This window comes from Kitasatospora sp. NPDC004669 (assembly GCF_040609455.1).
Classification (GTDB): domain Bacteria; phylum Actinomycetota; class Actinomycetes; order Streptomycetales; family Streptomycetaceae; genus Kitasatospora.
Genome location: NZ_JBEXKB010000061.1, coordinates 26894 through 51894, shown reverse-complemented (window position 1 = coordinate 51894; position 25001 = coordinate 26894). Strand labels below are relative to the sequence as shown.

At 71.1% G+C, this 25001-nt stretch carries 23 protein-coding genes and 4 pseudogenes; 16 read left to right on the top strand and 11 right to left on the bottom strand.

The genetic code is table 11. The features are described from left to right. Window positions 1-282 (bottom strand): annotated as a pseudogene (locus tag ABZW30_RS36030) (hypothetical protein); the annotation flags it as partial. Window positions 283-449: 167 nt separating this feature from the next. After that, window positions 450-671, bottom strand: coding sequence for a hypothetical protein (locus ABZW30_RS36025; RefSeq protein ID WP_355675470.1), 222 nt, complete (start codon window positions 669-671; stop codon window positions 450-452). A gap of 149 nt (window positions 672-820) precedes the next feature. On the opposite strand from ABZW30_RS36025, the gene ABZW30_RS36020 reads away from it, so the two are divergent. From ABZW30_RS36020 to ABZW30_RS36010, 3 genes are all read left to right on the top strand, one after another. After that, window positions 821-1423, top strand: coding sequence for a sigma-70 family RNA polymerase sigma factor (locus tag ABZW30_RS36020; RefSeq protein ID WP_355675469.1), 603 nt, complete (start codon window positions 821-823; stop codon window positions 1421-1423). Window positions 1424-1448: 25 nt separating this feature from the next. Next, window positions 1449-2249, top strand: a complete 801-nt coding sequence (locus ABZW30_RS36015) for a zf-HC2 domain-containing protein (protein WP_355675468.1) — start codon at window positions 1449-1451, stop codon at window positions 2247-2249. A 376-nt stretch (window positions 2250-2625) separates the two neighbouring features. Further along, on the top strand, window positions 2626-3075 hold the full coding sequence (locus ABZW30_RS36010; RefSeq protein ID WP_355675467.1) for a YbhB/YbcL family Raf kinase inhibitor-like protein: 450 nt from the start codon (window positions 2626-2628) through the stop codon (window positions 3073-3075). A 58-nt stretch (window positions 3076-3133) separates the two neighbouring features. Here the strand turns inward: ABZW30_RS36010 and ABZW30_RS36005 are convergent, their stop codons facing one another. Continuing rightward, complete coding sequence (locus ABZW30_RS36005) at window positions 3134-3760, bottom strand: GNAT family protein (RefSeq protein ID WP_355675466.1); 627 nt, start codon at window positions 3758-3760, stop codon at window positions 3134-3136. Between the two features lie 711 nt (window positions 3761-4471). Here ABZW30_RS36005 and ABZW30_RS36000 point away from each other — a divergent pair. Genes ABZW30_RS36000 through ABZW30_RS35980 form a run of 5 tightly spaced genes read left to right on the top strand, consistent with a single transcriptional unit; the run spans window position 4472 to window position 11982 of the window. Then, the gene (locus ABZW30_RS36000) at window positions 4472-5734 is read left to right on the top strand and encodes a phenylacetate--CoA ligase family protein (protein ID WP_355675465.1); all 1263 of its coding nucleotides are present in this window, start codon (window positions 4472-4474) and stop codon (window positions 5732-5734) included. Next, window positions 5731-7095 (top strand): MFS transporter, encoded by a 1365-nt coding sequence (locus tag ABZW30_RS35995; RefSeq protein WP_355675464.1) that lies wholly within the window; start codon window positions 5731-5733, stop codon window positions 7093-7095. The genes ABZW30_RS36000 and ABZW30_RS35995 overlap by 4 nt, the downstream gene beginning before the upstream one ends. Further along, complete coding sequence (locus ABZW30_RS35990) at window positions 7092-8237, top strand: GNAT family N-acetyltransferase (protein WP_355675463.1); 1146 nt, start codon at window positions 7092-7094, stop codon at window positions 8235-8237. The genes ABZW30_RS35995 and ABZW30_RS35990 overlap by 4 nt, the downstream gene beginning before the upstream one ends. A gap of 11 nt (window positions 8238-8248) precedes the next feature. After that, complete coding sequence (locus tag ABZW30_RS35985) at window positions 8249-9415, top strand: acyl-protein synthase (RefSeq protein WP_355675472.1); 1167 nt, start codon at window positions 8249-8251, stop codon at window positions 9413-9415. Beyond that, window positions 9412-11982, top strand: a complete 2571-nt coding sequence (locus ABZW30_RS35980; protein WP_355675462.1) for an acyl-CoA reductase — start codon at window positions 9412-9414, stop codon at window positions 11980-11982. Before ABZW30_RS35985 ends, ABZW30_RS35980 begins: the two co-directional genes overlap by 4 nt. Window positions 11983-12026: 44 nt before the next feature. Here the strand turns inward: ABZW30_RS35980 and ABZW30_RS35975 are convergent, their stop codons facing one another. Beyond that, a complete protein-coding gene (locus ABZW30_RS35975; RefSeq protein ID WP_355675461.1) occupies window positions 12027-12197 on the bottom strand; it encodes a hypothetical protein in 171 nt (56 codons plus the stop codon). A gap of 158 nt (window positions 12198-12355) precedes the next feature. On the opposite strand from ABZW30_RS35975, the gene ABZW30_RS35970 reads away from it, so the two are divergent. Continuing rightward, on the top strand, window positions 12356-12979 hold the full coding sequence (locus ABZW30_RS35970; RefSeq protein WP_355675460.1) for an LURP-one-related family protein: 624 nt from the start codon (window positions 12356-12358) through the stop codon (window positions 12977-12979). Window positions 12980-13177: 198 nt separating this feature from the next. Here ABZW30_RS35970 and ABZW30_RS35965 read toward each other — a convergent pair whose 3' ends face one another. Next, the gene (locus ABZW30_RS35965; RefSeq protein ID WP_355675459.1) at window positions 13178-14080 is read right to left on the bottom strand and encodes a LysR family transcriptional regulator; all 903 of its coding nucleotides are present in this window, start codon (window positions 14078-14080) and stop codon (window positions 13178-13180) included. 99 nt (window positions 14081-14179) lie between these two features. Here ABZW30_RS35965 and ABZW30_RS35960 point away from each other — a divergent pair, with 99 nt between their 5' ends. Beyond that, window positions 14180-14923 carry an SDR family oxidoreductase gene (locus ABZW30_RS35960; RefSeq protein ID WP_355675458.1) on the top strand — a complete coding sequence of 248 codons (744 nt, stop codon included), beginning with the start codon at window positions 14180-14182 and terminating at the stop codon, window positions 14921-14923. Between the two features lie 31 nt (window positions 14924-14954). Here the strand turns inward: ABZW30_RS35960 and ABZW30_RS35955 are convergent. After that, a pseudogene (locus ABZW30_RS35955) lies at window positions 14955-15104 on the bottom strand (IS630 family transposase); the annotation flags it as partial. 97 nt (window positions 15105-15201) lie between these two features. Between ABZW30_RS35955 and ABZW30_RS35950 the strand changes: the two are divergent. Then, a complete protein-coding gene (locus ABZW30_RS35950) occupies window positions 15202-15375 on the top strand; it encodes a hypothetical protein (RefSeq protein ID WP_355675457.1) in 174 nt (57 codons plus the stop codon). Window positions 15376-15541: 166 nt separating this feature from the next. Further along, window positions 15542-16243, top strand: a complete 702-nt coding sequence (locus ABZW30_RS35945; RefSeq protein WP_355675456.1) for a hypothetical protein — start codon at window positions 15542-15544, stop codon at window positions 16241-16243. A gap of 348 nt (window positions 16244-16591) precedes the next feature. Here the strand turns inward: ABZW30_RS35945 and ABZW30_RS35940 are convergent. Beyond that, window positions 16592-16717: pseudogene (locus ABZW30_RS35940) on the bottom strand (family 1 glycosylhydrolase); the annotation flags it as partial. A gap of 555 nt (window positions 16718-17272) precedes the next feature. Between ABZW30_RS35940 and ABZW30_RS35935 the strand changes: the two are divergent. Next, window positions 17273-17395, top strand: coding sequence for a hypothetical protein (locus ABZW30_RS35935; RefSeq protein WP_355675455.1), 123 nt, complete (start codon window positions 17273-17275; stop codon window positions 17393-17395). Between the two features lie 252 nt (window positions 17396-17647). Here ABZW30_RS35935 and ABZW30_RS35930 read toward each other — a convergent pair whose 3' ends face one another. Both ABZW30_RS35930 and ABZW30_RS35925 read right to left on the bottom strand, forming a co-directional pair. After that, window positions 17648-18244, bottom strand: a complete 597-nt coding sequence (locus ABZW30_RS35930; protein ID WP_355675454.1) for an NAD(P)-binding domain-containing protein — start codon at window positions 18242-18244, stop codon at window positions 17648-17650. Window positions 18245-18351: 107 nt separating this feature from the next. Further along, a pseudogene (locus tag ABZW30_RS35925) lies at window positions 18352-18606 on the bottom strand (3'(2'),5'-bisphosphate nucleotidase CysQ); the annotation flags it as partial. A gap of 140 nt (window positions 18607-18746) precedes the next feature. Between ABZW30_RS35925 and ABZW30_RS35920 the strand changes: the two are divergent. Beyond that, window positions 18747-19652 (top strand): LysR family transcriptional regulator, encoded by a 906-nt coding sequence (locus ABZW30_RS35920; protein ID WP_355675453.1) that lies wholly within the window; start codon window positions 18747-18749, stop codon window positions 19650-19652. Window positions 19653-19863: 211 nt separating this feature from the next. Here the strand turns inward: ABZW30_RS35920 and ABZW30_RS35915 are convergent, their stop codons facing one another. After that, window positions 19864-20556 (bottom strand): TetR family transcriptional regulator, encoded by a 693-nt coding sequence (locus ABZW30_RS35915; protein ID WP_355675452.1) that lies wholly within the window; start codon window positions 20554-20556, stop codon window positions 19864-19866. Window positions 20557-20636: 80 nt separating this feature from the next. Here ABZW30_RS35915 and ABZW30_RS35910 point away from each other — a divergent pair, with 80 nt between their 5' ends. Further along, window positions 20637-21791 (top strand): NAD(P)/FAD-dependent oxidoreductase, encoded by a 1155-nt coding sequence (locus ABZW30_RS35910; protein ID WP_355675451.1) that lies wholly within the window; start codon window positions 20637-20639, stop codon window positions 21789-21791. Here ABZW30_RS35910 and ABZW30_RS35905 read toward each other — a convergent pair. Continuing rightward, window positions 21674-22018, bottom strand: a complete 345-nt coding sequence (locus ABZW30_RS35905) for a TIGR02679 domain-containing protein (protein ID WP_355675450.1) — start codon at window positions 22016-22018, stop codon at window positions 21674-21676. The genes ABZW30_RS35910 and ABZW30_RS35905 overlap by 118 nt on opposite strands. 148 nt (window positions 22019-22166) lie before the next feature. Here ABZW30_RS35905 and ABZW30_RS35900 point away from each other — a divergent pair, with 148 nt between their 5' ends. Further along, on the top strand, window positions 22167-24962 hold the full coding sequence (locus ABZW30_RS35900) for a LuxR C-terminal-related transcriptional regulator (protein ID WP_355675449.1): 2796 nt from the start codon (window positions 22167-22169) through the stop codon (window positions 24960-24962). The last annotated feature ends 39 nt before the right edge of the window (window positions 24963-25001 follow it).

The window sequence follows — 25001 nt, the reverse complement described above, 5'->3', positions numbered from 1 at the left end:
GGGATCGGCCCGGGTGACCGATGCCACCGCGTCGTACTCGGCGGCCTGGAGGAGCGCGAAGCTGCGCGTGGGGTGGACGGTGGGCGGCTGGGCCTTGGGATCGCTCAGGATGGTGATGAGCGCGCGGTTCCACTCCACGACCGACCTCCCGGACCCCGCAGCGGCGGCGCTCGTGGTCGGTGACACAGCGGCGGGGGCGGTGGCACCGAAGGCCGGACTGGTGAGTCCGGCCGCCAGCACGGTTCCCGTCAGGATTGCGACTGTCTTCTGCTTTCCGTTCATTTCGATGGCTCCTTCTCACTGGTGGCGGGCCGTGGCAACCGGTAGCCGTAACGCTTGGACCACTCGGGTGCATCACTCGGGCCGCTGCGGACCAGGGAGTACAGGTACATGCGTGTGGGTGTGTGCTCTCCACTGACCAGCCCCGGATCGGGGCGGGCGTGGGTCGGTCATTCGGTTGGCGTTCCGTGCCGGGACCCGGCGTTGAAGACGTGCACGGCTTCCGGGTCGGCGCAGTCGCTGTGCGTGACGGCGAGCGTGCCGGGCAGGGCGCGGGCGGTGAATCCGTTGTGCTCGTGGAGCGCTCCGCAGAGCCGTAGCAGGTGGTCGGGGCGGGTGACCGGCCGCGTAGTGGGGGTGGCCCCGAGAAGCGGCGGAACCATCTCGGTCATCTCGGCTCACTCCTTGCGGGATGAGGGAAGGAGGGGATCCCGGGGATCGGTGCTCGTCAGGTTCCACGGGCGCCAGGGGCCGTACGGTTCGGCGTGAAAGCACCTTTTGCGAGATTTCACGGATTAGTGACATATGCGATGATCGACTTATGCCGTGGAGTCTTCGGAGACGCGGTCCATCCAGTGAGCCGGATCGCTCTGGGAACCGTGTCTCTGGTACGGGGACCATTTCCCGCGCGGACGAGGAACTACTCCGCACGCTGTACGCGGAGCATGCCGGGCCGCTGCTTCACTTCGTCCTGCGACTGACCTCAGGAGACTGGCAATGGGCCGAGGATGTCGTGCAGGAGACACTGCTACGGGCCTGGCAGCACCCGGCGGCGTTCGACCCCGAGCGCGGACCGGCCCGGGCATGGCTGTGCACGGTCGCCCGGAACCTGGTCATCGATGCCCGCCGGGCCCGCCGGGCCAGACCGACCGAGGTCGACGGGGAGGCGCTGGAACGGCTCGCGGAGCAGACGCCCGGAGAAGACGAAATCGAGCGAACGCTGCAAAGTTGGGCGGTGGCCGAGGCCATCCGGACCCTTTCCCCGGAACACCGGGCCGTGCTGCTGGAGACGTACTACAGAGGCCGGACGATGGTCGAGGCCGCGGAGGTGCTCGGCATTCCGGTGGGCACCGTGAAGTCGCGCACGTACTACGCCTTGAAGGCGCTGCGGCTGGCACTGCAGGAACGGGGTATCGAGCCGTGACAGCGACGTGGAGGAGGTGCGGACCATGAACGGCGACCATGACGCCATCCAGTTGTCCCTGGGCGGATACGTGCTGGGAACGCTGTCCCCGGCAGAGACGGAGCAGGTCCGCGCCCACCTCGCAGAATGCGCCGAGTGCCAGGCCGAGCATGCCGAACTGGCGGGGCTGCCCGCACTACTCGCGAGGGTCAGCGAGGCCGAGGCCGCAGGCGAGGCACCGCCCGCGCCCAGCGCGGAACTGGCCGACCGGTTGGTACAGCGGGCCGCCGCACGCGAGCGAGCGCAGCCGGAGCAGGAGCCTGCGGCCACTGCCGTGCCGGTCGTACCGCAGCGAACCGGGCGAAGCCGGCTCGACCGGCTGCTCCAGCAAGCCGCGTCCCGGCGTCGTACCGCCGTGCGGAGGCAACTGGTCGGGGTCGCAGCCGCCACGACGCTCATCGCCGCAGCAGCATCGGGCGGTACGTGGCTGGCTGCCGTCGCGTCCACGAGCAGCCAGGTGGCGCAGCCCGCACCCACGTCACCGGCCCCGGTCCGCACTTTCTCCGGAACCGACCCCACCACCGGCGTGTCCGCCTCGGTTGAGGTCTCGCCCGCTGCCTGGGGCAGCACCCTGCAGGTCACGGCGAAGGGAGCGCCCGCCGGGATCACGTGCAGCCTGCAAGCGGTCGGGATCACGGGCACCACGGCGACCGCCGCCACCTGGCAGGCCGGCGAGTACCCGGGTGGCGCCAAGGTTTCCGGGACCGTACCCATGCCCCCAGGAATGATCGGTCACTTCGACATCTACGCCGGCAACGGCCAGAAGCTGCTCACCGTCCCGGCGTGATGCCTCGGCCCGGTCGGCACCTCATGACGAGGACGACTACCGTGATTTGGCAGATCGGTGAGCTGTGATCGGATCGCGGTACCACGCCTACGAGGCCTTGGGGGTGCGCTTCCGCGTTGTCTCTGGGGCAGCAGGCCGTGCTGGAGCGTGAGGGCGGTGGTGCGTTCTCGGGTGTGACCCCTTCCCCTCCACCGCCCAGCCGTCCCGCCGCCGACAACCCGCCCTCCTCCACCACTGCCACGAACGCCCGCAGCTCCCGCAGCTCCATGCCCCCATGCTGCGGCCGTCTCGTCCGCTGTTCCGATGTGTCGGCCGTCCGGGTGGCATGAGAGGGAGATCCGTGGTGTCCGGGGCTACTGCGGGTACGGCGCTGCGCATGACCGGAATCGCACTCACGAGCACGGCCTTCCACGACCACGGCGCGATCCCCCGTCGCCACAGCGGGGAGGGAGACGACGTCTCGCCCCCGCTGGCCTGGTCGGGAGTACCAGACGGCGCGGAGGAACTGGTGCTGCTCTGCGAGGACCCCGACGCGCCCGGCGGCACCTTCCTGCACTGGCTGGTCACCGGAATCACCCCGACCAGCTCCGGCGTGTTGGAGGGGGCCGAGCCCCAGGACGGGCGGCAGTGGCCCAATGACTTCGGAAGGTCCGGCTGGGGCGGCCCCATGCCACCCCCCGGCGGGCCGCACCGCTATGTCTTCCGCCTGTCCGCCGTCTCCGAACCGCTGCCCCTCCACGGCCGCCCGAACTCCGAGGCCGTACACCGAGCCTTGAAGGGCAGAGAGCTGGCCGCCGGCAAACTCACCGGCACCTATCAACGCTGACCACACCGGAAGAGGTCTCGGCCCCAGGCGTACGCACCCTGCGGGCCGCGCCGGTGGGTCACGATGATGCCGTGTCGGCGCAGGGTCGGACGGGGCCGGGCCCGGCCGGGACGGGCATGGTGCGCCAGGTGTCCGCGAGGACCTCCAGGGTCACCAGGCGCATGGTGGTGTCGGCCTCGGGGAAGTAGCGCTCGGTCTCACCGGTGGGGGTGAAGCCGAAGCGGGTGATCGCGCGGACCGCGTCGGTGTTCTCCAGGGATGCCATGCTCCACACCCGGGTGAGGCCGAGTTCGGCGAAGGCGAGCTTGAGCATCAGCCAGCCGATGTCGGGCGCGCACCCGGAGCCACGGAGGTGGCGGGCCATGGTGAAGACGCCGGAGTAGCCGGTGGTGGCGTCCTCGACGTCGAGGCGGATGCCGCCGACGGGGCGGTCGGCGCCCTGGAGGCAGGCGGCCAGCTGGTAGTGACGGCGCGGCACCTCGGAGGCGGTCGCCACGGCCTCGTCGAGCCTGCGCCGGATCCGGGTGTCGTCCATGACGCCGGTCGAGAGGTGGCGCATCCCGGCCCGGTCGCCCCAGACCGGGCGCATGGCGTCGAGGTCGTCGGGGCGGTGGTCCCGCAGCCGGACGAGGGCGGTCTCCAGGACCGGCAGCGTCGCGGAAGGATGTATGGGCGTGCGATTCATGTCCGAACCCTCACTGGCTGGTGGGTGACTGCGCCGGTTCAGGCCTGCCCGGTCGGGGCGGTGTGCCGTGCCGTGCCCTGCAAGGCTCCGCCGTGCCGTCGGTCGTGCGTCGCAGTCCGTGCTCGCAGTAGAACGTCCGCGAGTAGACAACCGGTCAACGCCGCCGCCGTGAGGGATCCGGCGAATCCCGCCGAAAGGCGGAGGCCGTACCCCCCGAACGGCGGGTGGCAATTCCGACATCCAAACCACAACCAGGCAGCCCCCACATGAAATGTCGTGAATTCAACTAAAGAAATTGCGGAAACCGATCGACCAGGGCGCGGAACCCCCGCCGATCCGGCCCCCGCGAGATCCACCTCACCCTTCGCACACCTTGCACCGGAGACGCACCGGCAACGAGGCCTCGGGTCGTATCCACACCATCTGACGACAACTCAGCCGAGAATCCAAAGGCATACGCGGGTGATAGCCTTGCTTTCTGCGAGCGGGTGACCCCACAAACCCCGATGTCGCATCAGTAGACGAACCATCCGCACACCGATGAACCTCGGTGCGCACGCTCGGTCCGTTCCCCGTCCCGTGACCTGCCGAATCGCAACGGAATCGAATTCCACCGACCGCCGGCGGCTCCACGATCGTCTCCGACCCGTAGGGCGAAGTCGTGTACCACACGACCTCGCTCCGCCCTCGCACGCCCAAAAGCAGGAATTGATGCCCGTTCAACCAATAGCGGAACTCGTACGCTTCGCCCGCCACAACTCGCCTTTCTACGCCGACCTGTACGCCGGCCTGCCGGCCTCTGCCGCACGGTTGACCGACCTCCCGGTCGTCCCGCAGGCCGAGTTCTGGCAGGCCAACACGCCTCGCGGCAACCGGCTGCTGACCGGGCCGCTGGAGGAGGCGGTCGTCTTCAAGAGCGGTGGCACCACCGGCTCGCCGAAGTTCTCGTTCTACAGCAGGGAGGAGTGGCGGGAGTTCACCACCTCGTTCGGTGCCGGACTGGTCGACGCCGGGCTGCGTCCGGGGCACCGGGTCGCCGACCTCTTCTACGCGGGCGACCTGTACGCCAGTTACACCTTCATCCTCGACTCGCTGCACCGCTCGCCCGTCTCCAACGTCCGGCTGCCGATCGGCGGGGCGGCGCCCCTGGAGTCGACCGCGCAGACCCTGGAACAGTTCGAGGTCGAGGTGGTGGCCGGCACCCCGACGACACTGTGCGCACTGGCCGACCACCTCCTGACCTCCGGTCGCGAACTCCCCTCCGTGGAACTGCTGCTGTTCGGCGGCGAGGGCCTCTACCAGGACCAGCAGCCGCTGCTGCGCAAGGTGTTCCCCAACGCCCTTGTCTCGTCGATCGGTTACGCCGCAGTCGATGCCGGGCTGCTCGGCCGCCCGGTACCGGGGCCGGACACCCGGGTGCACCGGGCGTTCACCCCGGAGACGGTGGTGGAGATCCTCGACGACCACACCGGCGAGCCGATCGGCACGGAGGGTGTACCGGGCCGGGTCGTGGTGACCGACCTGCGGCGACGGCTGATGCCCGTGCTGCGCTATCCCGTCGGGGACCGCGCGGAATGGACCGACGTCGCCACCGGGCAGTTCCGCATCCTCGGCCGGGCCCAGGAGGGCGTGCGGGTGGGGCCGGTGTCGCTGTACACCCAGGACGTACTCGACCTCGTCCGGGCCGCCGACCCGGCCGGCCGGGTGACCGGCGTGCAACTGGTGGTACGCCGCTGGGAGGGCCGGGACGGGCTGGTCCTGCGGCTGGCCTGCGACGGGAACCCCGACGGGCTCCCCGAACTGGCCGCCGCCGTCACGACCGCGGTCCACACGGCGCGGCCGCTGTACCCGGCGGCGGTCGCTGCCACCCATGTCCATCCGCTCTCCGTCGCGTGGGTGCGTCCGCACGAGCTCGCCGTCAACGCGCGGACCGGAAAGCTGATCCGCGTCCTCGACGAACGGCCGCACTCGTGACGGCGGTCGAGGTGGCCGGGGCAGCCGAGGCGACCGGGGCGGTCGAAGCGACCGAGGCGGCCGTCCACCGCCTGCCGCTCGTCCTGCGCAACCGGCGCTTCGCCGCCGTCTGGGGCGCGCAGGTCCTCACCCAGGCCGCCGGACGGATGTTCCAGGTCGGCGCGGTGTGGTGGCTGGTCGGCTACGCCGCAGGCCCGGACCGCGGGCTCGCCTCGGGCGCTTTCCTCGCCGTCAGCACCCTGCCCGCAGTGGTGCTGGCGCCGCTGGTGGCCGCGCTCATCGCCCGCCGCCCGCACCGCACGGTGCTGGCCGCCTCGGCGGCCGTCGCCGGCCTGGTCGCGCTCGGCACGGCGGGCTGGACGTACACCGCGACACCGCCGATGGCGGTCATGTACGGTGCCGCACTGCTGCTGGCAGGCTGTCAGGCGGTCTTCGACCCCTGTCTGACCACGTCCGTCCCCGAGCTGGTCCGGGACGCCGACATCGAGGCCGCGACCGGCTTCGAACTCGCCACCCAGTCGCTGGCCGGCCTCGCCGGCGGGCTGTTGGGCCCGCTGGTGGTCGACGGCGCGGGCCTGGCCGGCATCGTCGTCGGGTGCGCCGGGGCCTACCTGCTGGCGGCCGTCCTGATCGGCGCGACCCGCTTCCCCGCCGCCCAGGGCGCACCGGACGCTCCGGGCGCGGACGGCCCGCCGCCCGCCGCCCGACGGCCGCTGCGCCGCATCCTGGCCGAACTGCCGTTCATCCGCCGGGTGCTCCTCTGCTTCACCGCGGCGAACGTGTTCACCACGGCGGTGTTCGTGGTGATGCCGCTGTACACCCGGACCGTGCTGCACGCCGACGGCTCGACCGTCGCGGCCCTGGAGGCGGCCCTCGGCGCCGGCACCCTGGTGGGCTCCTTCACCGGCAGCCGGCTCCCGGGCACGCCGACCGCGGTCGGCGCCGGATGCCTGGGCCTGATGGCCGCCGCGCTCGGTCTGCCCGGCCTGGCCGCCGGGCAGGCGCCGGCCGTCGGGTCGATGGCGGTCGCCGGCTGGTGCGTCGGCGTGATCGGCGTGCGGTTCGTGGCGCTGTTCCAACGGCTGGTACCGGCCGAGGACCGGCCCGGTTTCTTCGCGGTCATGCAGGCGTTGCTCGGGGCGACCTTCCCGGTGTCGTCGCTGGCGTTCGGCCTGCTCGGCGACCACCTCTCGGCGCGGACGCTGTGCCTGGTCCAGGCCCTGGGCGTGCTGCCGGTCGCCGCCGCGCTGTGGTGGACCGGCCGACGCGAACCGGCCGCCCCCGGGTGCGCCCCCGAGCCCGCGACCGCCACGCAGGCGGGCACGGCCACGGCCACGCAGCCGAACGGGGACGTTCGATGACCGTGACGATCGCCCCGGCGGTACCACAGGACGTCGCACAGCTGCGGCAGCTCTACTTCGACGTCTACGGCCACGGCTACCCGGTCGCGCTCGGCAGTGACCCCGCGGAGATGCGCCGCCTGATCGACGACCCGCACACGCACTGGCTGACCGCACGCCACGAGGGCGCCGACCGCCTGGCCGGGTCGGTGGCGGTGCAGACCGACCCCGGCAGCCGGATCGGCAAGCTGGTGGGCCTGGCGGTCCACCCGGAACAGCGCGGCGGGGGCCTCGCCGCCCGGCTGACCGCCTCCGTCTGCGCGGACGCCTTCGCCACCGGCACGCTGGACTCGGTCTACGCGACCGTCCGCGTGGTCACCCCCGGTCCCCAACAGGTCTTCGCCCGCAACGGCTTCCAGGCCCTCGGCCTGATGCCGAACGCCGTCGAAGTGGCCGGGTGCGAGAGCCTCGCACTGGTCGCCCGGCACGCCGACGGCGTCCTGGCCCGGCGGGAGAACGTCGACGTGGTACCCCGGGCCCTGGTTCCGCTGCTGGACGCGGCCCGGCAGAGCACCGGCGTCGACTACGGCCGCCCTCGCCCGACGGACACCCCCGCCCCGGCCGTCGAGCGGACCGCGCCGGTCACAGCGCCGATGGAGCTGATCACCGCACCCGGCTTCGTCCGCCGCCGCTTCCTCGAACTCTTCCCCGATCCAGGAGAACGGTTCTTCCCGCTGCACGCCCCGAACGCCGTGCTCACCCCACCGGACGGCGCGTTCGAGGCGTACGCCGACCTGGACCGGGCCGCGGCGAGCTGCTCGCTGATCGCGGTGCACCCGTCCCCGGCGGCCGTCACCGGGGCGCTCGAGCCGCTGATGGCGGCCGTCACCCGCGCCGGCGCCGACTACGTCGAGACGCTCCTGCCGCTGGCCGACACCGCCGGGCTCGACGCCTTCCTGGCCGCCGGGTTCATCCCGAGCGCCGTCTACCCGGCCATGCGCCGGATCGGCGACCGGTTCCACGACTACGTGGTGCTGTCCCGCACCAGCCGTCAGATCGACTTCAGGGCCGCGGCCGTCAGCAGTCGGCTCCAGCCGTACCTGCTGGCCTACCTGACCGCCTGGACGTCGACCTACCTACCCATTCCCGAGGTCTCCCCGTGACTGCCCAACCCCTGAACGCCCATCTCGCGCCGGTCGGGGTTCCCGACCCGGCCGCGCTCCCGCACGTCCAGCAGCTCTGCGACCTGGCCACCCCGTACGCGGCCGGGCCGGAGACCGACGCCCTGTTCGCCGCCGCGATGGCCGAGTCCCACGCCTGGCACGCACAGCGCTCGCCGTTCCTCCGATCGCTGCTGGACGGCCCGGCGGAAACCCCGGCGCCGACCGTCGGCGAAGGGATCCGCACGCCCCTGGTGCACGCCAACTTCTTCAAACGGCACGAGGTGCTCTCCATCCCCCGGGAGGAGGTGTTCCTCCACCTCACCTCCTCCGGCACCACCGGCCAGAAGTCGCAGATGTTCTTCGACACCTGGACGATCCGCTCCGCGCAGCGCATGGTGGCCCGCATCTTCGACCACTACGGCTGGATCACGCCGGACCAGCCCGTCAACTACCTGCTGTACAGCTACCAGCCCGCTCCGCAGCTGAAGCTCGGCACCTCGTTCACCGACAACTACCTCTGCGACTTCGCCCCGGCGAACCACACCACGCATGCGCTGCGGCACACCGGCAGCGGCCACGAGTTCGACGTCCACGGCTGCATCGAGGCGCTGCAACGCTACGCCGAGGAGGGCCTGCCGGTACGAATCCTGGGATTCCCCTCGTTCCTGCACTTCACCCTGGAGCGCATGCGCGCACTCGGCCTCCCGCCGCTCCGGCTGCCGGCCGACTCCCTGGTCCTGCTCGGCGGCGGCTGGAAGGGGCACACCGACCGGCAGATCGGCAAGGAGCAGTTCTACGCCGGGGTCACGGAGCAACTGGGCATCCCCTCGGACCGCATCCGCGACACCTTCGGCTCGGTCGAACACTGCGTGCCGTACATCGAGTGCGGACACCACCGCCTGCACGTCCCGGTCTGGTCGCGGGCGGCCGTGCGCGACACCCGCACCCTGGAGCCGCTGCCGTACGGCGAACGCGGCTTCCTCCACCTCGTCTCCCCGTACATCACCTCGGTGCCGGCGCAGAGCGTCGTCATGGGCGACCTCGCCTCGCTGCACCCCGGGCAGGAGTGCCCCTGCCCGCTGCCCACCCCGTGGTTCACCATCCACGGCCGCGCCGGGGTCAGCCGGAACCGCAACTGCGCGGCGGCCGCCGCCGAACTCCTGAAGGGGATGTCGTGACCACCGAACCCGTGACCACCGAACCCGTGACCACCGAACTCGCAAGCACCGGGCCACACTTCTGGCAGGGCTCGTTCATCGACGACGACGAGGCCGCCCGGCGTCTGGCCGAGCTTCCCGACCTCGCCGCGCGGACCCTGACCGAACCCCTGCCCACCGAACTGGTGTTGAGCGCCTGCCAACGACTCGCCGATGCCCTCGGCACGTCGGGCAGCCCGGTCCGCACCCGCCTCCTCGCCGAACTCACCGGTGGCGGCGTCGACCCGGACGAAGCGGCGGCGACGCTCGCCGAGATCACCGGCGCGATCGCCCGCCCGGCCATGGAACTCAAGCTCCGTCGCGAACTCGGCGGGCTGCGCCCCGAGCGGCTGACCCGGCCCGACGCGCGGGAGACCACCTTCGAGGCGTGGGCGCCGGTCGGGCTCCTGGTCCACATCGCCCCCGGCAACGCCGCCGCCGTGGCCCCGCTGAGCGTGATCGAGGGCCTGCTCACCGGAAACCTCAACGTGCTGAAGACCAGCAGCGCCGACACACCGCTCGCCCAACACCTGCTCGCCGAGCTGGCCGCCGCCGACCCGACCGGTGCCCTGGCCCGCCGGATCGTCGCGCTACGCTTCCCCTCCGCCCGCACCGAGTGGCTGCGGCTGATGTGCGAGCCCGCCGACGCGGTGGCGGTCTGGGGCGGCGAGGACGCCGTCCGCTCGGTCTCCGAACTGGTCCCGGCCGGCTGCCGCCTGGTCGAGTGGGGGCACCGGATCTCCTTCGCCTACCTGACCCGTGCCGCCTGGTCGGACCGGGTGACCCTGGACGCGCTCGCCGCCGACGTCTGCCGCTTCGAACAGCAGGCCTGCTCCAGCCCCCAGGTGGTCTACCTCGACACCGAGGACGACGACGAGGTCTTCGCCTTCGCCGAGCGCTTCGCGGCCCACCTCGCCGACGCCTCCGCCCGGCTGCCCCGGCCCGAACTCGAACCGGCCGAGCACGCCGAGATCACCACCACCGAACTGATCGCCCGTTTGGAGGAACACCTCGGCCTCACCAGGGTCCTGGCAGCCGAGGACGGGTCCTGGCGCGTCCTCGCCGACACCCGCCCCGCCCTGGCCGCCTCGCCGCTCCACCGCAGCGTCTGGGTCAAGCCCCTGCCCCGCACGTCCGTCATGACCGTGCTGCGACCGATGCGCCGGTACCTGCAGACCGCCGCGATCGGCGGCAGCCGGGCCGATGTCGCCCGGCTGTCGCAGGCGGTGGTCGCCGCCGGCGTGCTGCGGGTCACCCCGGTCGGCGGGATGCTCGACGGCTACCACGGCGAGCCCCACGACGGCGTGTACGCGCTCCAGCGCTACAGCCGCCGCGTCAGCGTCCGGACCGACGGGGCCTTCGCCACCACCGCCTGCCTGGACGACCTGGCGGCCCCGGCCTTCGTCCCCGCCGCGCCGAACGGCCCACTGCTGGACAAGGCCGGGGTGCAGGAGCAGCTGCGCACCCTCGCGCCGGAGCAGGCCCACCTCCACTTCCGCAGCGGCGGCAGCACCGGGGCCCCGGCCCTGTCGGTGTTCACCAACGCCGACTACGACACCCAGATGCGGGCCGCCGCCGACGGCCTGCTCTCCGCCGGGTTCGACCCGGCCCGGGACCGCGCCGCCAACCTGTTCTACTGCGGCGGCATGTACGGAAGCTTCATCAGCTTCTTCTCGATCCTGGAGCGCCTCAACGCCACCCAGCTCCCGATCGCCGCCGGCCCCGACCACGCCGCCACCGCCGAGGCGTTGGTGACACACGGGGCGGACACCGTGTTCGGCATGCCGTCCTACCTCTGGCAGCTGTTCCACGCCCAGAGCACCGAGCTGCGCGCGTACGGCGGGATCCGCAAGGTGTTCTACGGCGGCGAGCACTTCACGGCGGAACAACGCCGGGTGCTCACCGAGGAGTTCGGCGTAGAACTGATCCGCTCGGCGTCGTACGGCAGCACCGACCTGGGGCCGCTCGGCTACCAGTGCACGCATTCCGAGGGCTCTGTCCACCACGTCCTGACCAACCTGCACACCCTGGAGGTCCTCGCCCCGGAGGCCGACCACCCGGTATCCGCCGGGCAGCCGGGCCGCCTGGTCTTCACCAGCCGCACCCGGGCCGGGCAGCGCCTGGAGCGGTACCAGATCGGCGACCTCGGCCGCACGGTCGAGGGCGTCTGCCCCTGCGGCAGCCACACCCCTCGCATCGAACTCCTCGGCCGGTACGGGGACGTCGTCCGGGTCGGCACGTACTTCTTCAACGTCCGGCGGTTCGTCGCGGTGGCACAGGAGGAGCTCGGCTACCGGGGAGAGCTGCAGCTGATCCTGGACGCCGGTGAGGACCGTGAGCGCGCCGCCGTCCGGCTCGACGAGCGGTACGCCCGGAACGGGACGGCCGCCCGCGCAGCGTTCCTGACCGCCATCCCGGAACTGGGCTCGGCCGTCGCCGAGGGCCTGCTCGACGTCACGGTCGAGACCGTCGGTTCCGCGGCCTTCGAACGGACGCCCACCAGCGGCAAGCTCCGGACGGTGATCGACCGACGGCAGATCACGATGTGACGCCGCCCGTGCTCGGTGGGGCCTGCGCCGGACCGGGGACCGGGTCAGGCCCGGCGCAGGTCCAGCATGGCGAACACCTTGTCGTACCGGCGCTCCCCGACGGCGACCGGGTGTTCGCGGGCGCGTGGCCGGCGTTCGGCGGCGCGGGTGCGGTACCGGGTCGCCGCCGGTCCCGTCGGGGCCTCGCCCGCGCCGTCCACGAACGATCCGTTCACCCCTTACACCCGCGCTGACCTGCGCGGTTTCCGCCCCCGACAGCCCTGTCCGGGCTCTGTGCAGATTGTGCAACAGACCTCTGGGCAGGGTGTCTACCGGCCGAATCCCGTCCCTAAGATCGGCCCTGAAAAACGCACCTCACAGGGGATGACAGAACATGAGCAACGAGTTCGGCGGCCTGCTCGGCATCGCGCAGGAACTGTTCAGCGACACTCCGCAGCAGGGCCGGGGCGAACACCACGACAACTTCCTGATGGACCTGGGCCAGAAGCTGCTGGACGGCCACCAGCCGGTCCAGGACGGCGTCGTGTACGACATCGACGAGAAGTTCTTCTCCCCCACCCACGACTTCTGGATCAAGCGCAACGGCGAGCGCGCCTTCCAGGTCGACGAGAAGATGTTCAGCTTCAGTGGTGTGATCGCCCTCCAGGACGCCGAGGGCAACGAGCTGTACCGGATCTCCGAGAAGATCATGACCCTCCGGGACATCCGCTACATCAAGCGCGGCGAGCAGACCATCGCCACCGTGAAGAAGGCACTCTTCTCGCCGCTGGTCTACAAGTTCACCGTGACCTTCGAGAACGGCGCGGAAATCCACGTCACCGGCAACATCACCGACCACCAGTACGCCATCACCTACGGCGAGCAGGAGATCGCGCACATCTCCCGCGAGTGGTCGCTGTTGAGCGAGCACTACTCCGTCAAGATCGTCCCCGGCCAGGACGACGCGCTGCTGCTCACCATCGCCGCCTGCGCCGAGGCCATGGTCCTGGACGACTGATCCACCACCGCTGAACCCGGCCGGGGCAGGTGCGCCTCCGAGTGCCCGAGCCCCGGCCCTTCCCGGCTGTGTCCCCCGAACTGAGCCGAAGCCTGGTGCCCTGTGGAGTCGGCCCCACACCGACCGGGAGCGGTCGACAGCCCCGCTGACTGTGAGCGCGGCGACAGCCATCCGGAACACCTCGCAGAGGCAATGGGTTCAGTTGACCGGCAGTTCGCCGTTCTCCCGTCGGGAGGCTGTGCCGAGCAATGTACGTGCGACGTCTTCCAGCGATGCGAGCAGCGGGTTGGGGTCGTCAGCGCGCGTGACGAGCACGACCTCGCAGGGATCGATGTCCGTGACGGGCACCATGGCGATGTCCTGGCGCACAGCAGCGCGTCGATCGCCGGCAGGGAAGACCGCGACACAGTGGCCGGTGGCGATGAGTTCCAGCTTGTCCTCGAAGCTGTCGTCGATCGCGGGCGGGGGTGGTACCGGGCGGTTGCCGACGGGCTTGGGCGTCCCCCAGAGGACCGGAGTGCTGGCGCAGGCGACCAGTTCCTCGTCCGACAGAGCCCGTCGGCTGACGGTCTTCTCGTTCGCCAGAGGATGACTTGCCGACGTGACCAGTACCCGCGACTCCTCATGGAGTTTGGTCACCCGGAAGCCGTCCGTCGGCAAGGGCAGGGGCCTGTACGCGACGAGGGCGTCGACCCGCCCCTCGGCGAGGGCGAGCGTGTCCCGCCAGTCGAGGTGCCTGGTGCGGACCTGGCTGTCGGGGTGCAGGCGGCGCAGTTCCTGCACACAGACGGTGATGATCAGTCCTTCGGCGCAGCCGACGGTGATGGTACGGGGCTGGACGGCGGCTCTGGCCGTGTGAGCGGCTTGCTCGGCCTCTTGGAGCAGTATTCGGGCCCCGGGAAGGAAGGCCTGACCGGCGTCGGTGAGGCTGCTGCCTTGCGGCGAGCGGTCGAACAGCCGGACACCGAGCTGAGCCTCCAGCCGCTGGATCTGACGGCTCAGCGACGGCTGCGCCAGGTGAAGCCTGGTGGCGGCCCGGCCGAAGTTGCCGTACTCCGCCACGACCGTGAAGTAGCGCACGAGTCGCAGGTCGAGGTCCATCCGCCCAGGGTATGTCGTGCGCCGTCATGCGCCTGGGACATGACGGCATGCGGAACAGGTCTTGGACAGGGTGAGCGGGTGGATATTTGACTTGAGGACATGACCACTTATGACGGCAAGAAGATCGTGATCACGGGCGGGAGCAGCGGTATCGGCCTGGCTGCGGCCCGGTTGTTCGCGGACGGTGGGGCGCACGTACTGATCACCGGCCGTACCCGATCCACCCTGGACACCGCGCTGGAGCAGTTGGGGGACAAGGCGATCGCCGTCTGCAGCGATGCCGCGTCCCTGAAGGACATCAAGGCGCTGGCCGGCACGGTCCAGGAGCGGTTCGGCATGGTGGACGCGCTGTTCGTCAACGCCGGCGTCACTGCGTCCGCGCCGTTGGACTCGACGACGGAGGAGATGTACGACGCGCTGTTCAGCGTCAACGCCAAGGGCCCGTACTTCACGGTGCAGGCGTTGGCGCCGCTGTTGCGCGAGGGAAGCGGCGTGGTCCTCACCACGTCGGTGGTGAACGTCCTGGGCCTGGACGCGCTCAGTGTCTTCTCGGCGAGCAAGGCAGCCCTGCGGTCGATGACGCGCACCCTGGCCCGTGAGCTGCTGCCACGCAAGGTGCGCGTCAATGCCGTGAGCCCCGGGCCGATCGACACGGGCGTCCTGAACCGCTCCTTGCCTGCCGACGTCGTCGAGATGATGGAGGACACCTACCGGAGCATGATCCCGATGCAGCGGCTGGGGGCGTCCGAGGAAGTGGCCGCCGCGGTAGCGTACTTGGCGTTCGGTGCGACCTTCACGACGGGAGCGGAGTTCCCTGTCGACGGAGGGGGTTCGCAACTCTAGGTGCGCTGACCGCAGAGGTTCGCCGGGGCGTTCAGGCCGCGGTGGCGAGGGGGCGTCCGCCCCGGCGGATGCTCTTCTCGCTGCGGATGCGGGCGCGTTCCTTGCATTGGGCGGCCAGGACGTCGCGGTGGCGTGCGTTGGCGTTGCGCCGGCGCAGGTAGGCGTGCAGGGTCCGGGTCTGAGGTCTTTGACCGGGTGGCGGCAGGCGCCCTCGTGATTCCCGTCGCGATGGGCCAGCCGCATTCCAGTGCGGTGTCGTAGCGCAGGTACTCGGCCTTGTGGCGCAGGTAGCCGATGGCGTCGTCGATGCCCTTGCGGCGGTTCATCTTCAACCGGGCGGCGCGGGCCGCCTTGTCGGGAGAGGCCGCGACCTGTTCGGCGCCGCCGCCGAGGATGGTGCGGGCGTGGCGGGCGACGAAGGCTTCGGCGGCCGGGTCGCAGGCCTGGTGTAGGCACCAGGCCGTGTCCCAGAGGTATTCGAGTTATCTGCGGTCGTTTGATCTGCCGCCTGAGCCACCAAGCCCGCCCAACTTCAACGACTTCCATTGACGTCGACGAGACCCTGATCCGACAGTGGGATGCAGCCGCCACGCCCGGGCGGCACGGGGGGAGGCGGGCATGCTGTTCGTCGAGGTCACCGGCTACGCGGTGCGATCGGCCGTCATAACTTTGCGACGTCGGGGGACGCCGATGACCTTCGTGCTCTTCCCGATGGTCCACGTCGGGACACCGGCGTTCTACGCCGAGGTCCGCAGGCGGTTGGACAGCTGCGACATGGTCGTGGCCGAGGGGGTGACCGGTCGGTCGCGCCAGGCCGGGATGCTCACGATGGCCTACCGCTTCGCCCCGCGCCGCGCCCGCAGCGGGCTCGTACTCCAGAACGACGTGCCGCTGCCGACCGAGGGTATTCCGGTGGTCGAGCCGGACATGGCCGCGGCCGAGCTGATGCGTGGCATCCACAGGTCGCTGAACTGGCAGTATCCGTCGTTGCTGCTTCTGGCACCGCTGCTTGGCCTGTGGTTCGCGCTGCGCGGCCCGGCGGCCTTCCTCGACGAGGACCTGGTCGTCGAGGACTTCCCGACCAGTCGCCGGGCCGAGGCCCGGGCGAACAGCGAACTGCGGCACGCCCTCCTCGACGAGCGCGACGCCCGCCTGGTGGACGCCCTGAGCCAGATACACGACGAGCGCCATCACGAGCCGATCCGCGTCGCGGTCGTTTACGGCGCGGCCCACATGCCCGCAGTGGTCCGCGGCCTGCTGAGCCGGTACGAATACCGCCCCCGCGACAGCGAATGGCTCACCGTCTGCGTGCCGCACTGAGGCGAGTAGCCGGAGTCCGGTCCGGGGCCGACCATGCAAGGGCGGGAAGGAGAGTGCGGAACCATGGCGACTCTCATCAGCCTGGCAGCCATCATGGAACGCCTCAACGCCCCCAGCCGCCTCGAGGCCACCATCAACGCAGCCCAACGCGGGTGGCTCTCACGCCGGCCCGCAAGCATCGCACGTGATCCGGGCCCCGGCAAATAACTCCAACGAGGTACCCCTACAAGATCTGCGCCCCTCCCTGAACCCATTCTGCTAGGAGTCCTAAGAGCGGCCTGGTGGGCGTCGGTCATGGCCTGGACAGACGTGCGCCACACGCAACGGGGCCCCCGACAGGCTGCCCCTCTACCGCCCGAACCTCCCACGGTGAGCGGCAATCAGGCCCCGGTACCAGGCGTACGAGGCCCTCGGGGTGCGCAGCTGCGTCTCGAAGTCGACGTGGACGAGGCCGAAGCGCTGGTGGTACCCCTCAGGCCATCGAACAACCTGTCATTCTCCCCAGGAGTTGATTCTCAAACGTCAATCACCGCACCTGTTAGCACAGTTGGGCCGACAGAGGACATCACACCTCAGGCCCGGGGTGGCCTCGGGGTCTGGCTTGAGCCGGCCCGGCCTACTGGCCGACAGTGGAGAGCGCTACGTGGGCATACATCACCGGTGGCGCCATGGGCTCCGTCGAGGTCGACATCGAGGACAGCGGGCCGACCGCTGCGATCGCCGAGGACGCCGCCAAGGTCCTCGGCAGTTGGGCGACCGCGCCCGGGTCACGCCGGGTCGAGCCTCAGGCGGGAGACCTCACCCTCCCGAACCACCCGATCCGACCGTTGTGCCGCTGGGCCGCACGCTCGCCGACGCCTGGACCGAAACCGCAGGCTGTCTTCCCGGGGCCGGGCGACCCGGAGGGCAGCCACACTGAACACGAGCGACCCGATCACTCCGGCCGGGCCCAGGATCTCCCGCGCATCCCTCTAGCGGACCTGGGGGCCTCTCAGGGACGAGTTCGAGAAGCGGCGGGTAACAGCACGGGTGGCAGGCCAGCAGCCCGACCCGCACCAGGCCTGCATCGCCCGCCTGCGAGATCGCAACCAGCGACTCACCGGCAAACTCGCCCGCACCCACACCGAACTCCCCGACCTCAAGAGGTGGTGATCAGGCTTCGACACCTCGTGATCACTCGGAAGCGGTGCCTGTTTCCGCCCACGCCTCGCTCACAAACGCCGCAGTCACGTTTGCCACCTGAACCGGCATCAAGCCGTGTAAATCTCCTGAACGACACCGCCCTGCGTGTCAGGGTGAGCACTCAGATCCTGGACGGCAGGTTGTTCGGCCGCGACCACCGTGCCGAGACAACCACGAGCGGGGCGGATGCGGGCCGGCCGGGAGTGGTGTGCCGGGTCCGGGTCAGCGGGCGATCGAGATCGCGAAGGGGACGAAGCCGCTGGAGCGGATCACGTGGGGTACGAAAAGGATCGCGGCCTCCGTTGCGCGGGCGGTCCGGATCCCGCCGAGGTCGGTGATCCATTCGTTGTGCCAGCCGAGGTCGGTGAGGAGTTCGCGGACGGTCTGCTTGGCCCGGGGGTCCTCGCCGGAGAGGAACACGGTGGGCGTCTGGGTGAGCGTGGCCGGGGCGGTCATCACCGGGAAGAGCATGGTGTTGAGGGTCTTGACGACGTGTGTTTCGGGGAGTGCTTCCTGAAGTCGCTCGGCGAGGCTCGAGCCGGGGTAGAGCAGGTCGGCGGGCAGGCCGTCCGGTCCGTCGGTGGTGGCGTTGGAGACGTCGACGAGGAGGGTGCCGCGCAGTTCGTCGCGCAGGGCGGCGAGCCGTTCCAGGGAGTCGGCGCCCGGGGTGGCGTTGATGACGATCCGGGCGCGTCGGGCGGCGTCGGCGGCGGCGCCCGGTGTGCGGTCCGCGACGGTCACCTCGTGCCCTGCGCGGGTGAGGGCGGCGGCCAGGTTGCCGCCGACGCGGCCGTTTCCGAGTACGGCGATCGTGGTCATGACGGTGTGGTCCCTTGTCGTGTGTGTGCGGGTGGGGTGGTGTTCGGTCAGCGCGAGAGTGTGGCGACGGCCTGGGCGTGGACGCCGGGCGCGGCGGCCAGGAAGCGGCCGTCCAGCTCGTCCTCCACCCAGCCGGCGTCCGGGCGCAGGATGGTGAGGCGCGGGCGCAGGATGGCGAGGGCCGTGTCGTCGTTGGCGGCGAGCGCGCGCATCAGCTCTTCGCGGGTCTGGTAGGGGACCACCTCGCCGAACCGCTCGCGCAGTGCCGAACCGGCCTCACGCACGGCGGCTGCGGTCTGGTCGAGCAGGTCGGCGTCGGAGACGGTGACGGTGGCGTCAGTGGTCTGAGGCGTTTCGGACATGGTGGTGCTCCCGTCTGAGCAAGGGGTGTTGAAGGGGATTTCGGGCTGGGCCGTGCGTTCCGTCCTGCACCGTGGTGACGACGCTATACACCTCCTCCATTAGCATCAACTGCATGTCAAGCACGGCTGGGATTACTCCCATGCAATTGGATTTGAATCTGCTCACCGCGCTCGACGCGCTGCTGGAGGAAGGCAGCGTGGCCGGGGCGGCCGCACGCCTGCACGTCACCGCCCCCGCGATGAGCCGGAGTCTGGGCCGGATCCGGCGCACGACCGGGGACCAGATCCTGGTGCGTACCGGCCGCGCCATGACTCCGACGCCCTATGCGATCGCCGTCCGGGAACAGGTGCACGAGCTGCTGCACCAGGTCCGGGGCGTGCTGGCACCGAGCCGTGAACTCGATCCGGCAGCGCTGGAACGCACCTTCACACTCCGCTGGCACGATTCCCTGGTCGCCCTCAGCGGCCCCGTGCTGCTCGCGGCCGTACGCGGACAGGCGCCGGGCGTGCGACTGCGCTTCGTCGTGGAGTCGAGCACCGACACCCCCGAACTGCGACGCGGCGAGGTCGATCTGGAGGCGAACGCCAACCGCCCGAGCGCACCCGACATCCGCGCCGAGCACGTGGGCGAGACCCGCCTCGTCGTCGTCGCGAGACAGGGACACCCCCTCACCCGCACCCGAACCGTCACCGCACAGCAGTACGCCGCCGCCGAACACGTCACCGTCTCACGACGCGGAAACCTGAGCAACGCCGTCGACGACGCCCTCGCTGGGCTCGGCCTCACCCGCCGCGTGGTGGCGGCCGCCCCCACGGAAGCAGCCGCGCTGGAGTTCGCGCGCGGCACCGACCTCCTGATCACCGTCCCCGAGATCACCACACGCACCGCGGCCGCCGACCTCGGCCTGGCCGTACTTCCCCTGCCGCTCGAACTCCCCTCGGCACCGGTGTACCTGTCATGGCACCAGCGCTACGACACCGACCACGCCCACGCCTGGCTGCGCGCACTGGCGCGAACCGCACTGGCCACCTGCGGAGCGTCGTAGCCGACGCCGCACGGCCGCTTCACCGGAGGCAGGTCCACACTCCGGGGTCACCTCGTGGCACGGCCGGGTCGCTCCCTGATCGCGCAGCTCCCCACCCGCTGGGACAGCGCTGCGGCCTCTCCGGCAAGACCATCCGGGCGGGGCCGGCCGCCCCGTTCCGAGCGCGCCAGCACCCAGTTCTCGGCCGGCCCCCGACCCGCTCGGGTTCGAGTCAGGTCCGACGGGACGAACCCGGGTGGGCCGCCTCGATGCCGCCCAGGATCAGGTCGATGCCGGCCAGGAACTGCTCCCGGTCGTCATGCTCGGGCAACTGCGCCGCCACCCGGTGCACGAACGGATACCGAGAGGGATCGAGCTGGGCCCACTGCTGGGCGATCTCGCCCAGGAAGGCCGTCCGATCGGTCCTGTGCGCGTGCAGGCGGGCGTTGGCGGCGTTCTGTCCGGCGACGCCGAGGACATGGATCACGAGCGTGGAGGTGGCGTCGAACTGCGCTTCCTCGGGCACACCGAGTTCCTCCAGCCGGCTGCCGAAAGCCTCGAAGATCTGCGGAATCGCGGCCAGCCACGGCGCGCGGGAGAGCTGGGTGCCGACCCAGGGGTGTGCGTCGATCGCGTCGAAGAGCCCGAGCGCGAGGGCCCGGATCGCCTCCCGCGGACGCGCGCCGCCGGGCAGGTCAGCCATGACCCGGGCGATCACGTCGTTGGTGGCCGCCGCCAGCAGGTCGTCCTTGTTGGCGACGTGCCAGTAGATCGCCCCGCTTCCGGTGGCCAGGTGGGCCGCGAGCGCGCGGAAGGTCAGCGCGCCCTCGCCGTCGGAGTCGAGGATCTCGATCGCGGCCTCCACGATCCGTTCTTTCGACAGCGCGTCCGTGCGCCGCGCAGCCCGCTGCTTCTTGATCGCCATGCACACAGTTTGACATGAATGGAGCGCTGTTCCAACATGAGAATGGAACAACATTCCACCGTGGCTTCGAAGGGAACACCATGACGACACCGGTCACGATCATCGGCGCGGGCCTGGGCGGCCTCACCCTCGCGCGCGTCCTGCACGTCCACGGCATCCCCGCCACCGTCCACGAGGCCGACCCCTCCGCCGAGTCCCGCACCCAGGGCGGCCAGCTCGACATCCACGAGGGAGACGGACAGTGCGCCCTCGCGGACGCCGGCCTCACCGACGAGTTCCGCGCGATCATCCACGAGGGCGGCGATGCCGCCCGGGTGCTCGACCAGCACGGCGCGCTGCTGCTGGACGTCCCCTCCGACGGCACCGCGGTACGCCCCGAGGTGCTCCGCGGCGACCTGCGCCGGATGCTGCTCGACTCCCTGCCCGAGGGGACGGTGCGCTGGGGCAGCAAGGTCACCGACATCCGCCCGCTCGGCGACGGCCGGCACGGGCTGACCTTCACCGACGGCTCGACCGTGACGAGCACCATCCTGGTCGGCGCGGACGGCGCCTGGTCCAGGGTCCGGCCACTGCTCTCCGACGCCCGGCCCGTCTACACCGGCACGACGTTCGTCGAGACCTACCTGCACGACGTCGACGAGCGACACCCCGCAACGGCCGCGCTGGTCGGCCGAGGCGCCATGTACGCACTCGCCCCCGGCAAGGGGATCGTCGCCCACCGTGAGGCGGGTGGCATCCTCCACGCCTACGTCGAGCTGAACCGTTCGGCCGAGTGGATCGCCGCCACGGACTTCACCGACACCGCGGCCGCGACCGCCCGGGTCGCGGCCGAGTTCGACGGGTGGGCGCCGCACCTCACCGCGCTGATCACCGACGGCGAGACCGCCCCGGTGGCACGCATGATCCACACCCTCCCCACCGGACACCGCTGGGACCGGGTTCCCGGCGTGACACTGCTCGGCGACGCCGCACACCTGATGCCGCCGTCCGGCGACGGCGCCAACCTGGCGATGTTCGACGGCGCCGAACTCGGCAAGGCCATCGCCCAGCACCTCGACGACGTCGAAGCAGCGCTCGCCGCCTACGAGAGGGAGCTCTTCCCGCGCAGCGAGGCCTTCTACGCGGACGCCCACGAGATTCTTGACCTCTGCCTCGGCGAGCGCGCACCGCAGAGCTTGGTTGACTTCTTCAGCGGGCACCCGGAGGGACAGGATGAGGCGGTGACACAGTCCTGAAGGCGACCGCCGCGTTCGACGACCCGGGCGGCGGGGCGGAGTTGGGCGAGAGTGAGACTGACGGGGCGGCCGGATCCGGCGCAGATACGGAGGATCCCCGCGACCGGGCCCTCTCCCTCGGGGCGCAGACCGACCGCGAGCACGCTGGTGGACAGTTCGTCGTCGGCCACGCCGGCTCGGCCCCAGAGTGCGCGTCGCCCCTCGGCAGCGTGGGGCGCACTGCCCACTCAGTACTCAATCCGTACGTGGCGTGAGCGTGCCTGCCGCAGCCCCACCTGGCCAAGTGGCCTGGTAGGGCTGGTCACGTGTCGTCAAGCATGCGGGCGCCGTGGAGGGCTGGTGATTCTGTCATCCGGTGCGACTAATGTGCCGGTCATGTCGGATGGAATACAGGACGGCGGATCCATCCTCGAGGGTTCGCCGGCATGGGGGATGGCCGCCAGGGGGCGTCAGCTGTTCGGGCGGGCGGGGGAGATCGAGGCGCTGCTGGAGGTGCTGGGTGACCTGAGGACGGCGGGCGGACGGGCGATCGCACTGGTCGGGGAGCCGGGCATCGGCAAGAGCGCGCTGATGTCCACGGCCGTCGCACACGCCAGGGCCGCAGGAGTCCGGGTGGACGCGGCCCAGGGGCAGTACGCGATCGCACCCGCGCTCCCGGGCCTGCGGTCGCTGCTGGACGAGCCCTGCGACGTGCGCGAGCAGGTGACGCGGGACGGCGCGGCGGTGGTCGCCGTGGACGACCTGCACCATCTTGCGGCCGATCGGATCCCGGGCCTGGAGCGGCTGCTCCAGGCGACCGCCAACGGCCCGCTTCTCTGTCTGCTGGCCTATCGGCAGCGCCAGCTCTCGCCCGCGCTCGCCGCCGTGCTGTCCCGCGCGATATCCGCCGGCCTGCTCGAGGTGTGGCAGCTCGGGCCGCTCTCCCCGGCAGCGACCAGGGAGTTGCTCGGCGAGCGTCCCGACCTGGAGAAGCTCCACCGCGAGGGCCAGGGCAATCCGCAGTACCTCAAGATCATGGCCTCCGACGGCCAGGCGATCGCCGCGGCCGGTACGGCGATCCTCGGTGAGCTGGCCGGCCTCGATGACACCGCGCTCACCGTGCTTCACGCCGCGGCGGTGTTCGATCACTCGTTCCACCCGGAGCTGCTCGCCGCCGCGCTGGGGCTGGAGTTGCCCGAGACCATGCGGGCTCTGGACCTGCTCACCGGCCTCGACCTGGTACGGCCGGCCAACGCCGGAGCGAAGATGATCCTGCGCCACCCGGCGGTGGGTGCGGTCGTGTACCAGCAGATCGAACCCAGCCGGCGCCGGGACCTGCACCGCCGCTCGGCGGCCGCGCTGGCCAAGCTTGCGGTGCCGATTGCCCGGCGGGCCCACCATGTGGCGCGGTCCCTCGACCCGAACGAACCGGAGCACCTCACCACCCTGATCGCCGCCTCGCGAGACGCGCTGCACGCCTCCCCCGCTGTGTCGGCCGGGTATCTCGAGGTCATACTGCCGCTGCTCCGGGAGGGTGGGGAGCACTGGCACGAAGCGCAGGTGCTGCTCGCGCAGACGCGGCTGCTGACCGGCGACGCCACCGAGAGCCGGGCGATGCTCGACACACTGCGCCGACCTGCGGTCGGCCGACCGCCGCACGGGAACCACGCCCTGACCGCACTCGCCGACGCGAGCCGGGCCGAACGGCAGCTCGGCCGCTACAACGAGGCCGGCGCCGTGGCCCGTGCCGGGCTCACGGCCCTGGCCGACCGCGACTGCGCCGCGGCGGCCGCCCTGCACTCCGAACTCGCCGACTGCGCCTACGACCTGCAGGACTACGAGAGCTGTCGGCAGCACGCCGAGACGGCCGCCGCGATCGCGCGCCGGAACCACGACCGGGTCAATGAGGCCAAGTCCCTGGCCCAGGTGTCGCTCGCCCACCTGTTCACCGGGGACCTGGCCGCGGCCGACCGCACGGCGGACAGCGCGGTCGAACTCGTCGACGCCGTCTCCGACGCCACCCTCCTGACCAATCTGGAGGCGCTGTACCAAGTGGGCATGGCCGAAGGGACCCTCGGACGCCTGGCCGCCGCCGAGCGTCACCTCACTCGGGGCGCGGCGCTGTCCCGGCGCACCGGGCAGACGTACATCCAGCCCGCGCTGCTGATGGCGCTGGCCGGCACCCAGCTGCGCTGCGGGGACCTGCGCCGCACGCTGGCCACGCTCGACGAGGCCGACCGGCACACCGAGTTCGACGGCAACCCGGCGATCCAGGCAGTGCTGGCGGTGATCCGCTCGCAGGTCCTGCTGTGGCGGGGCGGTTCCGCCGAGTTGCGCGAGGTGCTCGCGTCGGCAGATCGCGCGGCGGCGCTCGCCGACGGTCAGTCCACCGCCTGGGCTGTCAACGTCCGCTGCTCCCATGCGGAACTCGTGCTGATCACCGGGGATCCGGCCCGGGCGAGCCGGCTGCTGCTGGACGCCGCAGGCGGCGTCCACCTGCCCCGGGTCACTGCCTGGTGGCAACCACGCTGCTACGAGACCCTGACGCAGGCTGCGATTGCCGAGGGGGACCGGACGATGGCCGAGCGCTGGGCGCACCTCGCCGAGGCCCGGGTCGACGAGCTGCCCTCCGCCAACCGACGCGGGTACGCCAGGCGCACACGCATGTGGGCCCACAGGATGCGCGGGGACCTCGAGCAGGCTCGGCTCAGCGGGCTGGCGGCGGTCGCGGACTTCACCGTCGGCGGTGAGCGCATCGAGATGGGCCGCACGCTGGTCGCGGTGGCCGCGCTCGCGCTGGACAGCCTGCGGACCGAGCAGGTGGCCGGGTGGCTCGACCAGGCCGCGGCGCTGGCCCAACAGTGCGGCTCGGCCAGGCTGGCCGACGAAGTCTCCCACCAGCGCGCCCGGTTGTTCACCGCGCTGGCTGCCTCCGCTGCTCCCTCCGCCTTCGTCCCGTCCGATGCCCGGAGCGGGGCGGATCCGGCCGGACTGGCCCTGCTCACCGGACGGGAACAGGAGATCGCCCGCCTCGCCAGCACCGGCCTGACCAGCGGAGAGATCGCCGGCACGCTGTTCCTCAGCGTGCGCACGGTCGACACCCACCTCGGCCGGATCTACCGCAAACTCGGTGTCTCCAACCGGGCGAGTCTCACCCGCGCTCTGCTCAGCGAGGCACCCGACACGGCATGAGGGAATCGTCGCTCAACGGCTGATTCGCCCGCTGCCTCC

Excerpts from the sequence above, each read along its gene's own strand:
- ABZW30_RS35945 (WP_355675456.1), top strand. The coding sequence starts at position 15,542 with ATGCTGTTCGTCGAGGTCACCGGCTACGCGGTGCGATCGGCCGTCATA.
- ABZW30_RS36010 (WP_355675467.1), top strand. The coding sequence starts at position 2,626 with ATGACCGGAATCGCACTCACGAGCACGGCCTTCCACGACCACGGCGCG.
- ABZW30_RS35915 (WP_355675452.1), bottom strand. The coding sequence starts at position 20,556 with ATGGCGATCAAGAAGCAGCGGGCTGCGCGGCGCACGGACGCGCTGTCG.
- ABZW30_RS36005 (WP_355675466.1), bottom strand. The coding sequence starts at position 3,760 with ATGAATCGCACGCCCATACATCCTTCCGCGACGCTGCCGGTCCTGGAG.
- ABZW30_RS35965 (WP_355675459.1), bottom strand. The coding sequence starts at position 14,080 with ATGGACCTCGACCTGCGACTCGTGCGCTACTTCACGGTCGTGGCGGAG.
- ABZW30_RS36000 (WP_355675465.1), top strand. The coding sequence starts at position 4,472 with ATGCCCGTTCAACCAATAGCGGAACTCGTACGCTTCGCCCGCCACAAC.
- ABZW30_RS35920 (WP_355675453.1), top strand. The coding sequence starts at position 18,747 with ATGCAATTGGATTTGAATCTGCTCACCGCGCTCGACGCGCTGCTGGAG.
- ABZW30_RS35990 (WP_355675463.1), top strand. The coding sequence starts at position 7,092 with ATGACCGTGACGATCGCCCCGGCGGTACCACAGGACGTCGCACAGCTG.
- ABZW30_RS35910 (WP_355675451.1), top strand. The coding sequence starts at position 20,637 with ATGACGACACCGGTCACGATCATCGGCGCGGGCCTGGGCGGCCTCACC.
- ABZW30_RS35930 (WP_355675454.1), bottom strand. The coding sequence starts at position 18,244 with ATGACCACGATCGCCGTACTCGGAAACGGCCGCGTCGGCGGCAACCTG.
- ABZW30_RS35970 (WP_355675460.1), top strand. The coding sequence starts at position 12,356 with ATGAGCAACGAGTTCGGCGGCCTGCTCGGCATCGCGCAGGAACTGTTC.
- ABZW30_RS36015 (WP_355675468.1), top strand. The coding sequence starts at position 1,449 with ATGAACGGCGACCATGACGCCATCCAGTTGTCCCTGGGCGGATACGTG.
- ABZW30_RS36025 (WP_355675470.1), bottom strand. The coding sequence starts at position 671 with ATGACCGAGATGGTTCCGCCGCTTCTCGGGGCCACCCCCACTACGCGG.
- ABZW30_RS35900 (WP_355675449.1), top strand. The coding sequence starts at position 22,167 with ATGTCGGATGGAATACAGGACGGCGGATCCATCCTCGAGGGTTCGCCG.
- ABZW30_RS35960 (WP_355675458.1), top strand. The coding sequence starts at position 14,180 with ATGACCACTTATGACGGCAAGAAGATCGTGATCACGGGCGGGAGCAGC.
- ABZW30_RS36020 (WP_355675469.1), top strand. The coding sequence starts at position 821 with ATGCCGTGGAGTCTTCGGAGACGCGGTCCATCCAGTGAGCCGGATCGC.